At 30.8% G+C, this 11,296-nt stretch carries 10 protein-coding genes; all 10 read right to left on the bottom strand.

Annotated elements, in window-relative coordinates; translation table 11 throughout:
- Positions 1-4 precede the first annotated feature (4 nt).
- The 10 genes from RM697_RS11975 to RM697_RS12020 all read right to left on the bottom strand — a co-directional run bounded on the left by RM697_RS11975 (position 5) and on the right by RM697_RS12020 (position 11,286).
- Positions 5-1,138, bottom strand: a complete 1,134-nt coding sequence (locus RM697_RS11975) for an MraY family glycosyltransferase (protein WP_311428137.1) — start codon at positions 1,136-1,138, stop codon at positions 5-7.
- Between the two features lie 190 nt (positions 1,139-1,328).
- A complete protein-coding gene (gene wecB, locus RM697_RS11980; RefSeq protein WP_311428138.1) occupies positions 1,329-2,420 on the bottom strand; it encodes a non-hydrolyzing UDP-N-acetylglucosamine 2-epimerase in 1,092 nt (363 codons plus the stop codon).
- Between the two features lie 16 nt (positions 2,421-2,436).
- Positions 2,437-3,135, bottom strand: coding sequence for a WecB/TagA/CpsF family glycosyltransferase (locus RM697_RS11985; protein WP_311428139.1), 699 nt, complete (start codon positions 3,133-3,135; stop codon positions 2,437-2,439).
- 1 nt (position 3,136) lies between these two features.
- Positions 3,137-4,330 carry a delta-aminolevulinic acid dehydratase gene (locus RM697_RS11990; protein ID WP_311428140.1) on the bottom strand — a complete coding sequence of 398 codons (1,194 nt, stop codon included), beginning with the start codon at positions 4,328-4,330 and terminating at the stop codon, positions 3,137-3,139.
- Entirely contained in the window at positions 4,314-6,458 is a 2,145-nt protein-coding gene (locus RM697_RS11995) for a bi-domain-containing oxidoreductase (RefSeq protein WP_311428141.1), read from the bottom strand. Before RM697_RS11995 ends, RM697_RS11990 begins: the two co-directional genes overlap by 17 nt.
- On the bottom strand, positions 6,458-7,690 hold the full coding sequence (locus tag RM697_RS12000) for a hypothetical protein (RefSeq protein WP_311428142.1): 1,233 nt from the start codon (positions 7,688-7,690) through the stop codon (positions 6,458-6,460). Before RM697_RS12000 ends, RM697_RS11995 begins: the two co-directional genes overlap by 1 nt.
- Positions 7,687-8,145: an acyltransferase gene (locus RM697_RS12005; protein ID WP_311428143.1), complete on the bottom strand. Its 459-nt coding sequence runs from the start codon at positions 8,143-8,145 to the stop codon at positions 7,687-7,689. Before RM697_RS12005 ends, RM697_RS12000 begins: the two co-directional genes overlap by 4 nt.
- 43 nt (positions 8,146-8,188) lie before the next feature.
- On the bottom strand, positions 8,189-9,355 hold the full coding sequence (locus tag RM697_RS12010; protein ID WP_311428144.1) for a glycosyltransferase family 4 protein: 1,167 nt from the start codon (positions 9,353-9,355) through the stop codon (positions 8,189-8,191).
- Positions 9,348-10,451: a glycosyltransferase family 4 protein gene (locus RM697_RS12015; RefSeq protein WP_311428145.1), complete on the bottom strand. Its 1,104-nt coding sequence runs from the start codon at positions 10,449-10,451 to the stop codon at positions 9,348-9,350. Before RM697_RS12015 ends, RM697_RS12010 begins: the two co-directional genes overlap by 8 nt.
- A 4-nt stretch (positions 10,452-10,455) precedes the next feature.
- On the bottom strand, positions 10,456-11,286 hold the full coding sequence (locus tag RM697_RS12020; RefSeq protein WP_311428146.1) for a sulfotransferase domain-containing protein: 831 nt from the start codon (positions 11,284-11,286) through the stop codon (positions 10,456-10,458).
- Positions 11,287-11,296: the final 10 nt, after the last annotated feature.

Below are 11,296 nucleotides of genomic sequence, written 5' to 3' on the forward strand. Positions count from 1 at the left end.
ACTTTTAGGTGTTATGCTCAACATCTACATTAGTTGTGATTTCACCTTTCTTGTTACTATACTTTTTAACCACAAAAGGAATACAATAGAGAAAACTTCCATAGGCTAACAAAGCCAATATTTGATTATTCAAATCCATATTTAAGCAATTAAATGCAATTAAAATAATAATTAGATTTAACCCTATTATAATTACTGTAGTACTTTTGTGTGAAAATTTATTATCAATAAATTTATGGTGAATATGATTTTTATCTGGCTTGAATGGACTAGTCTTTAACATAAAAATTCTAATAAAAAAAACTCTAAATGTATCCATTAATGGATAAAACAAGAGAGCTAGAGCTAATGCAGGAGCAGCTTTGTGGTACTGAGTTAGAACATCTGTTTGAGCTTTGTAAATAAAACTAATAGTAAAAAAAGCTAACAAAAAACCAACAATCATTGATCCTGTATCACCCATAAAAATCTTATTCTTTTTAGAAAAATTGAGTCGTAAAAATGCTATTAAGGCTCCTGCAAGAGCAACAGAAACAGTAGCTAAACTATACTCCTTAGCTTTGATAAACAAAACAACAAAAACTAAACTTGCTAATAAGCCAACTGAACCAGCTAAGCCATCTACACCATCAATTAAATTGTAAGCATTAACAATGAGTATGTAAACAAAAAGAGTGAAAATCACAGATATCCAATATGGTAATATATCTACATCTAAAATTTTAGAAAACCCAATAATTCTAGTATCAGTAAAGACAATTAGTAATAATGCTGCAAATAATTGACCGAAAAACTTTTTCCTAGCAGATAATATAGTAAGATCATCTTTTAGTCCTAAGAAAAATAAGATCGTTAACGCTCCTAAAAGCAGTAATAATATCTTAGTATTTAATAAAGCTCCAACTATAGTTATTACAACAACTAAACTGAAAAAAATACCTATTCCTCCTAGTGTAGGTGTCTTTGCTGAGTGAACGCTTCTATCGTCTGGTTCATCAAAAAGGTGTTTCTTATTTGTAACATAAAGAATCGTAGGAAAGGTAGTATATGAAATGATAAAAGCAATCACAAAAGCACCTATGAGTATAAACTCTAAGTGTTCTTTAGGGTTAAATGATGAGAGTAATTCTTGTATCACTAGGGCTAATGATTAAAATTCGTTTATCTAATAGTAGATCAGTTTTTTACAACAATCTATTTCTAATTTTACAAATATCTTACATTTAAACGAAGAAACCATAGATTATTAGGAAGTCTTTATTTTTTTGTAATATTTTTCTTTCAAAATAGAGTCATTTAGTCGAAATAATATTGTTAATATCTAAAACTTAAAAAAGATTTAATATAGATTTTACAATTCTTTTAGATGTATCGCCATCCCAAAGCGGTATATCATTACCTGTTTTCCATTCATTATTAAATAATTTATCTAGGTAAGGTTTTATATTTTTAGGATTAGTTCCAACCAATTCATTAGTTCCTAAAGTAAGTGTTTCTGGTCGCTCTGTATTATCTCTAAGAGTAAGGCAAGGTACTCTCATTATTGAAGTTTCTTCAGTAATACCTCCAGAATCTGTAATTACTGCTTTAGCTCGTTCGACCAAATAATTAAATTCTAAATAAGATAATGGCGGTACGTTATATAATCTAGAATGATTAATCCCTAAGCGATCTAGTATTTTTGCTGTCCTAGGATGAACTGGAAAAATAAGTGGATAATCTTTAGAATTATCAATAATTTCTTGCATTAATTCCTTTAAAACAAATTCCTCATCTACATTTGCAGGTCTATGCAAGGTCATGACAATATACTTCTTGTTTTCCAAACCTAATTCGTCCCAAATTTGAGGTTTAATAAAATTAGAACGCTGTTTTAGTAACGTATCAATCATGGTATTACCAACATAAAAAATCTTATCGTCTGAAACGCCTGAGTTTTTTAAATTATCATTTGCTAACTTAGATGTTGTAAAGAAATAATTAGTGATACTATCAGTTACTAACCTATTTATTTCTTCAGGCATGGTCCAATCACCAGATCTAATTCCTGCCTCAACATGCGCAACTTTTGTATGTAATTTCTGAGCTACTATAGCACAAGCCATGGTAGATGTAACATCTCCAACTACAAGAACTAAATCAGCTGGAAAGTTTTGTAATTCTTTTTCAAAACTCACCATAATACTTGCTGTTTGCTCAGCTTGAGTTCCGCCACTAGATTCTAAATTTACATGTGGCTCAGGAATTTCTAATTGCTCAAAAAAACTACCTGACATATTTTTATCGTAATGCTGACCTGTATGTACTAAACGAAAATCTATGTCATTTCCTAAAGATTTCACTCTATTAATTTCATGAATAATTGGTGCAATCTTCATAAAATTAGGTCTTGCTCCTGCAATAATTGTTACTTTAAGCATAACTGTTATTAAATTACTAATAGTTGTTGAGATGTAGATTCATAAAAAAACGAACCAAATGTATTTGTCTTTTAATTCTTGAAGGCTGATTAATAAGCCTGTAAGCCCATTCTAAATTATTCTTTACCCACCATTGTGGTGCACGTTTAACATTACCTGTATAAACATCAAAACTCCCTCCTAAGCCTTGATAAACAGCAGTATGCTTTTTCTGCATACGTTCCATCAACAGCTCTTGTTTTGGTGAACCCATAGCTACAAAAACTACATCTGGCTTCAATTGTACAATATCCTCAATAAGCTTATGTTCTTCATCTTCAGTCTTAATATATCCATTTCTATAATTGACTAACATTATTCCTGAAAATTCAACTTTAAGCTTTTCAACAGTAGCCTCAATCACATCTGGCTTTCCACCGACTAAATAAAATTTTTTTGATTTATAATAGTCTTTAATCACGTCTAACCAAAGTTCACAACCTGGAATTTTTACGGTGTTTTTAACTCCCTTTTTTCTAAGCGCCCAAACTGCACCAATACCATCAGGATAGCCAAGGTTTCTATTAATTATAGCTCTACTTTCATCAGTAGCATGAAGAATTTTTTCAGCGTTAACAGCTACCATTATCTTTTTATGCTTAAAAGCATAATTAATAAGTTCTGCTCTCGATTCTGGAGCATAAGTCATCACATTATTTAAAGCTACTGATCTCATACTATTCAGGCTGCGTTTCTAAATTAAAATGTGCCATAGCATTAAACATAAAAGCATTACTCCATCTCATGTAGGATATTTTTGAACTTATTCCCTTTTTTAACTGATAGTAAAAATACCCTTTTTTGTGCTGCATATTATTAATAGTCCAAGATAAAACCGTTTCTAACAACGATTCATTTTCTTTAAACTTTTTGAGTTTTGAAGCCGTTACAATAATCTGAGCAGGACAATGGATATCTATAGGATATGTTTTATTATGGTAATATTTTGGCATACCATTTTCCTCAAAAAAATGACTAATGTAAAAGTCCATCCCTTTTTCAATATAATCTTGAAAAGATATATCTGAAGTATTATCTTGATATGCGAATATTGCATCTAAATTAAAACCTGTATGAAAACTATCTTTCCAAGATTGAATTTCTAATAGCCCATAAACCCAAGATCCATCTTTTTCTTGTAATTGACATGCCGCTAAAATAGCTTTTTGAGCAGGTTCAAAATACTTTTTATCTTTTGTGTATTTATATGCATAACTCAAAATTTTAGCTCCAAGAAGCGAAGCATTTATTACAGTATTATTCCCGTCTTTAATACTGTAAGAAAATAAAAATCCATCTTTACAGGGTGTTCTAGATAAATCATTAAGTACAAAATCCGCTGCAGATAATGCTTCCTCTAGCACCTGCCCATTTTTTGTTAACTCATAACTCTCCAATAACGCCTCAACACAGAATGCAGTAGCAACTACTGTTGGTGTGTTCTTTTTAAATAAAAACAAACGCCTTGCTTGCCAATCAAAGTTATAACCCCAACATGCACCAGAAAACCCTTTAGATTTTAAACTTAAAAGTAACTGAGTTATATACTTTATCTGATTTAAAATCTCATCCTTAGAACCAAACGACTCATCGCCTTTTAAAGCAGCTTTATATAGTTTACAATAACCCAACAGAAATAATGCTATACCTTTAGCATTGTGTTCTTTTGGAACTAACAATAGTTTTCGAAAATTTATTGGACTACGTTTAAAGCCTTGAATCCATGCTAATCTAGCTAAATCCCAGTACTTTAGTGGTAGTACTTTAAAAATTTTAGAGTTAAGACCATCGTAAGGATCCCAGCCTTTAAAATCTTCAGCCTCGCAATACGATTTAAGTTTAGAAAAGCTTTGTTTAAATTGAGATTTCAACTTGTTGTCCTCCAGTTTTAATTGATTCTAATACAGCAAATGATGCCTTAGTTACTGCTAAAATATCATTAAATGGTATTGGCGCTTTACCATCTTTAAGTAAACCACCAATAAAAGCCTCTACCATTTCTTTCTGACCTTTATTTTGATTCATTAATTTTTTCTTAGAAGGCTTTCCTTTACCATAGATTTTTAACTCTTTAAAGTCATTCAATATGGCTGTCGAACCAGTTGAGTACACCTCGAAATACTCTTTTGTTAGCGATTTAGATCCATTTGCATAATACGCAATAGTGCCTGTAGACCCATTTTCAAACTTAATGATAATATTCAGCGTATCATTTAATCCATGAGCATCTGGTAGTGATTGAGCAGAAACTTTGATAGGTAAACTTCCATTGATAAAGGTCAAATAATCTACAAAATGACAAACCTCTCCGAGTACTCGTCCTCCACCAATTTCCATATCCTGGATCCAAGTATCCTTTGGAATTGCACCAGCATTAATTCTATAAATCATAGACATTGGTCCTTCACCAAACTTTTCTTTTATTCTTTGAGTTAATGGTGAAAAACGTCTATTAAAACCCACCATCACAACTTTATCAATGTTAGCTTTTGCATCTATAATATCTTCTAATTCTGATTCTTGAAGGCAAAGAGGTTTTTCAACAAAAACATTGATACTATTTTGAAGTGCTTTTAGTACATATGATGCATGTGAATCGTGTCTAGTGGCAACAAATAAAGTATTAGTTTTTTCACTAAATATATCCTCCTCTTTAGTAGCACAAAACTGAAAATTAAATTTCTCAGCAACACGTTTAGAAGTAGTTCCTGTATTCGTTAACACTCCTACCCTTTTTACATCGTTAGAATTTGGAATATTTGGCAATAAATTTCCTTGTGCATAACTACCTGCTCCTATAAAAGATATGTTAAGTTTCCCTAACTGTTGTGAAGTACTTGTTATAATAGCTTTTTTGTTATGTTCCTTGTCTATATCATATTTTAAGGCTATACCTGTAAAAGGTTCTGATTTGTTAACTACTAAATCAAATGCTTTAGGTGCATCTTCAAAATTAAATTCGTGAGTAGTTAAATAATCAATATCTATACGTTCTTTTGCAATCAACTCCTGAAAGGCTTGCATATTCCTATTCTGAGTCCAACGTACATATGGTAATGGATAATCAATCCCTTTTTCTTCGTAATTAAGATCGTAACGTCCTGGACCATAAGAACATGCCATTTTAAGTTCTAACTCTTTTCTGTACCAGTAAGGATCACGGTCAAAACCAGTAGGAACAGCGCCTAAAACCACAACTTTACCTTTTTTACGAGCTATAGCTCCAGCAAAATTTATGGGATCAAGACTTGACGTTGCAGCAGCTATTACAACTGCATCTGCTCCATAACCGTTAGTTATACTAAAAATCTGTTCTTCAGCTCCAGCAGAATTGCGAGTTAATCCTAAATCGACTACATTGTTTTTTACAGCTTGTTTTACTGCAGCTTCAGAGACATCAACTCCAATAACAGTAACACCAGATGCTTTGAGAATAAGTGCAGCTAACTGACCGAGAAGTCCAAGACCAATAATTACGCAAGTTTCACCTAAACGTAAATCGGCTTGCCTAACACCTTGCATTGAAATGGCACCTAACGTATTATAAGCCGCATTCTTTAAATTGATATTTGAATCCAATTTTACAGCAAGATTAGTGGGTACTGATACAATCTCAGCATGATTAGCATATCCTGCTCCAGCACAAGCTACTTTATCACCTATTTCAAATTCGGTAATACCTTCACCAACTTCGACAACTTCTCCTGCACAACTGTAGCCTAATGGTGAATAAGCATCGAGTTTTTTCATAACAGCTCTGTAGGTTTGAATAGGCCCTTGCTTTTTTAGTGTATCCAAAACCTGTTTTACTTGTTGTGGTCGTTCTTTAGCTTTACCAATAAGACTTTTACGTGCAGCTTGTACTGTAGATCCCTCTGTACCTGCACTAATTATAGAGTAATGATTTTTAACAACTATCATTCCCTTACTAACTTGTGGATATGGAATCTCTTGTATTACCATATCTCCTGAGCCTAATTTTTGTGTGAGTTGTTGCATTACGTTAAATTATATTTTGAAAATAGATTTGGGTTTAATATTAAAAGTCCAAAAATACCCCAAATTAAAATATTATAATAATAATACGTTCCTGGAACCAAACCAACACAATCTACTAAATACATTGTTAATATCATCATTGAGAAAACTCTAATTTTTTTATATACTTTGAAAATATTACTCACACTTTTTAACAAGAATAGTATTAACAATAACAATCCTAATATACCATTTACTAAAAGTATTCTAAAAAATTCATTATGTACAGGTCTGTTAATACCATCTCCAAACCATTGAAAAAAAAGTAACTGCTCATTGGCCCAAAAATTCCAATAATCTTCCCATATATAACCTCTTCCTGCAAGAGCATATCTTGCATCTGCAACCTCTCCTGTTTGATACCCTACCTCTTTGCTAAATAATTGCTCAATATTACTCAAAACAACATCTCCAAAAACAATAAAAATTACTGAAATTCCTACTACTAAAGAAAAGAATTGTTTCAACTTAGATTTTGAAAAAATTAATAATAATATAATCCATGAGCCCATGATAACAACCGCTGCTTTACTAAATACAGCATAAATAGAAATAAATGCTCCTGATGCCAACCCAATCATTAAACCTTTATAAAAAATTCCTTTTAAGTCAAAAATAGTTTGGTAAAGTAATAACGATAAAATAGTCATTAATCCATAAAATCGGACAGGGAAAGCATCATGATAAAACCCAACATATCTTGTTAGACCTATGGTTTCTCTTTCATTGAAAACAATACCTGTTTGAAGTTGATAAATACTAATAATTATGGGAAATACTCCACAAACCATCATTGCAATTAAAAGTTGTTTTAATTGTTTCTTAGTATTTACTAAAAGAGGAATAATAATAAAACCCATGTAAATATTAACATTAACTATAATTATTTCAATGAAACTGATGGGTTTTACAGTAAGAGACCATATAACACCCAAAGATAATGCTACAATATATATGTCCGCTGTTCTCAACCAAATTCTTGGTAAAAACTTCCTCTTAAATAATAAATTAAAAAATAATGCTGTGATTAAAACACCTTGGATAGAAAGCATTGAAAGTGGTCCAAATTTTATATCCCAAAAGGCATCAAAAATTGATTTCGAGGCTACAATTAATAAGAATGCGCTAAATAGACCTTTCTTTAGCCTAACAAAAATAATAGCGCAAAGAATGAATAATGGAATTAGTATCATTTTACAGATATGTGCTTTTTAGGAAGATCTCTGTAAGGTTTATCTAACTCCTTAATAATTTTAATAGGGTTTCCTGCTGCAATAGCACCTGTAGGCACATCTTTATTGACCACAGAACCTGCTCCTATTATGGCATGATCACCAATTGTAACATTACGCATAACCACAGTATTTACTCCAATAAAAACGTTATTACCTATGGTTACAAAACCAGTCCCATCATCGCTAGAATCAATAACATGAGCCGCCCCATCGTGGGATAATATATAGCAACCATGAGTAATTAAACAATTATCACCAATGGTAATTTTACCTCGCCTAACATCAATTTTTGCACCTAAACTTATCATGGTGTTTTCACCTATTGAAGCACCAGAAGCTCTTAAAAAAGAAAGTTGAAAGAATCTTAATACATTTCCTAAATGATGAATAACTAATCGAACTAAACGCTTCATTGTAGTAATAATGATTGATTTTTAGCCAAAAATAATGATAATATTATGCTTTTATCGTATTATCTAAAATTGCTTTGAACTGATTAATAATATGTTTTATCGAAAAACTAGTTTCTACATAAGATCTATTGGTTTTACCTATTTCTATCAACGCTTTATTGTTTGATAACAAATTTAACAATGCTGTTCTCATGCCTTCTAAATCCCCTGGAATAAAACTATAACCATGCTTACCATCTTCTAAAACCTCTTTATGCGCTCCAACTGGTGTAAATATAAGTGGCTTACCAACTGCCATAGCTTCAAGTAAAGATCTTGAAAAACCTTCTGAGTAAGATGCAGTTAAAAACAATTGAGAACTCATAAAATGATTTAATTTTTCTTCCCCTTCAATTATCCCTAGGTTTTTATAATTGTTTTGAAATCCTTTGCTCAAAAGAATCTCTTCAGCTTCATAAGGATCCTCATAAACTATCTTGTCTCCTGTGACTTGATTAAAAAAGACACCGCGCTCTCCTCTTCTCATATCTCCTGCAAAATAAAATTTCACATAAGGGTGTTGTTTCACAATTTCAGGAATAACCTTTAAAATATCTGTAAATCCTTTAGCTTTTGTCATATGACCAACAACAAGAATCTTTCCCGCTTCAACATCTTCTATACTACTATTAGAAAATTCATTAATATCCATGGCTTGATAAAGTGTCTTTACCTGCTTTTTTTGTATAAAAGGATAAAATTGATCATTTAAATAGTTGGCTTGCACAATTGCTGTATTAACTTGTTTTAGTGAAAAGCCTATTATTTTTTTTGTTATAGGATGAAATTGTGAAAAATTTAATTTAAAATGGCTTCCTCTTAGGTGGATGACTACTTTAGCTTTAAATAATTTTGATATTAGGATAGTCCACACGTCTCTTCCTAACCAGCCTATTTGCGTAGGAGTAATAGGATAATAAACTAATTTTGGCCTTTTCTTTATTAATAGTAATACCAGTTTAATAAAATATTTGAAAAAATTAAGAATCATCCCAATTCCAAATTTTCCTTTATTTTTATTATTACTCCTGAAGTTAGTTTTTAAAAAAGAGATGTCAAACGATTCATTAAGAGATTTAGATTCCAAAAATTGCTGCATGCTCAGTTCTGGTCCAGAATATGGAGGAGGTGTTGGTCCAATAAAAAGCAGTTTATGTTTTTTATTACTCATGTAACAGGTTTTGTTTCATTTGGTCTACCCAGTTCTCAATAGAGAGGTCATTACCCTTTTCTTTTGCACTGTCGCAAAATAACTCTAGAACATCTCTGTTTAAAATCAGGTCTTTTATTAGATTTATATTAGATTCAAAATCACCATCAAGAATATACCCGTTTTTTCCATTATCTATATAATCTACTTCTGGAGCATGTCTAGGTCCTGCTAATGTAACATATGGTCTACCATAAGCAAATGCGTGATTTACAGACAAGCCTGAATGACCTGGTATAAAAACTAAAGAAGATCTCTTCATAATTGGAGCTATTTTAGATTCATCTACTATAGTTCCATGCAAATTAATATTAGGTTCTAGCTCTAAAGCACTTTTAACAATCTTAACTTCTGGACCATCTCCAATTATATCTAGAGAAAGTTCCGGTATACTTTCTTTAAGTTTCTGGTAATAACTAATTAAATCTGATAATCTTTTAGAAGGTATTAATCTCCCTATAAAAAGAATATACAATTTATCTTTTGAAGGTAAAGTATAATTATAATACTTATCTATCTCCAGGGTATCTATTGTATTATTTGCCCAAAATGCTTTGTCTTTTATTATAAGCTTTTCACTTAAAGCCCATTCATAACTTTGCTTGGTGTAGAAAATAACTCTATCTAATTTTTTAAAATAGAATTTAGTTAGCCACTTATCTAAATACGTAATTCTACCTCCTTTAGATTTAAGTATTGGATGATTATAAGAAAAGAGTTTAAAATTACTCCTATTGTTTCTAAATTTCAATAAAAAAAGAAAAAGAGGTAAGTTTTTTTTCTCAGCAGGAATCATTACCCAATCAAACTCACTTAAATGTTTTTTTAGAAATAATTTAACCTTTTTAGATTTCCCAAAATCTTTTTTTAAAACCTGTAAACTAAAATGCTTAAACACACTGTCCTGGTTGAATTCCACATCTCCTTTTCCCAGTCTACCACTACCAGACAACACAGTAACTTCTAACTCACTCTCACTAGCTAAATAATTTAAGAACTTGGCTTTATAGTGATTTAGGTTAGGAGATAACCATAGAATTTTCAGTGCAATTTTCATGTTTTCAATCTAAAACATCTATGTTAAATTCATTAATCATTTTATTATTATCATCTGTAAATTGTAGTAGAAGCTTTTCTCTATTTTCGCTATTCAATTTCCAAAGTTGGCTATCAATTTTATCTTTATCCTTAGTTAAGGATCTTATTAGGATATACTTATATTTTTGAGGTATATGCTTTACAATCGCTTTTAAAAGTCTAAATTTTCTTAGATTTTGATATAATCCTGTATTTGTAACTCTTCTATCTCCATATTTAACTGATAAGTTTTTAAAATTGATTTTTTTTGTATTTAAAAAAGTACAAACATCATCTAAAACCTTCTCTGGATTGGTTTTCAAATCTTTTGTCTTTACTATTTTGATTTGATTTTTACCAAAATACTTTAGATACTCTTTAATTTGGTGGTAATACATAGAAGATAATACTAAATCCTCTGGTAGGTTAGTATTAATCCCTTCTTTATTTCCAGTATCGTTAATATATTGTCTATAATTAGTTTCTAACCTATCTATAGGATGTCTTAAGATACATATTAGCTTTGCTTTGGGGTAAGAGTTGAAAATGTTTTTAGGTACATCTTTATGTAAATGACACTTAAAATAAGTTGGAGAGGCTTCTAAATACAAGTTGGTTTTATCAAAACTATTTGGTTCCCAAAATGATTGATAAAAGTTAAGTCCTTTATCAAATTTTGTGGAAAAAAAATGAGTTTCTGTTTTTTGTGTTGATATAACCTCTGGTAATTGAGACAAGTGCTTAAATAAACTTGTGGTGCCAGATTTCATTGCACCTATTATAATTATCAAATTTTCACCATCTGGTTTTATCATAATTAGTATA

This window comes from Microcosmobacter mediterraneus (assembly GCF_031846265.1).
Lineage (GTDB): Bacteria > Bacteroidota > Bacteroidia > Flavobacteriales > Flavobacteriaceae > Microcosmobacter > Microcosmobacter mediterraneus.

Excerpts from the sequence above, each read along its gene's own strand:
- RM697_RS12020 (WP_311428146.1), bottom strand. The coding sequence starts at position 11,286 with ATGATAAAACCAGATGGTGAAAATTTGATAATTATAATAGGTGCAATG.
- RM697_RS12000 (WP_311428142.1), bottom strand. The coding sequence starts at position 7,690 with ATGATACTAATTCCATTATTCATTCTTTGCGCTATTATTTTTGTTAGG.
- RM697_RS12010 (WP_311428144.1), bottom strand. The coding sequence starts at position 9,355 with ATGAGTAATAAAAAACATAAACTGCTTTTTATTGGACCAACACCTCCT.
- RM697_RS11995 (WP_311428141.1), bottom strand. The coding sequence starts at position 6,458 with ATGCAACAACTCACACAAAAATTAGGCTCAGGAGATATGGTAATACAA.
- RM697_RS12005 (WP_311428143.1), bottom strand. The coding sequence starts at position 8,145 with ATGAAGCGTTTAGTTCGATTAGTTATTCATCATTTAGGAAATGTATTA.
- wecB (WP_311428138.1), bottom strand. The coding sequence starts at position 2,420 with ATGCTTAAAGTAACAATTATTGCAGGAGCAAGACCTAATTTTATGAAG.
- RM697_RS11985 (WP_311428139.1), bottom strand. The coding sequence starts at position 3,135 with ATGAGATCAGTAGCTTTAAATAATGTGATGACTTATGCTCCAGAATCG.
- RM697_RS12015 (WP_311428145.1), bottom strand. The coding sequence starts at position 10,451 with ATGAAAATTGCACTGAAAATTCTATGGTTATCTCCTAACCTAAATCAC.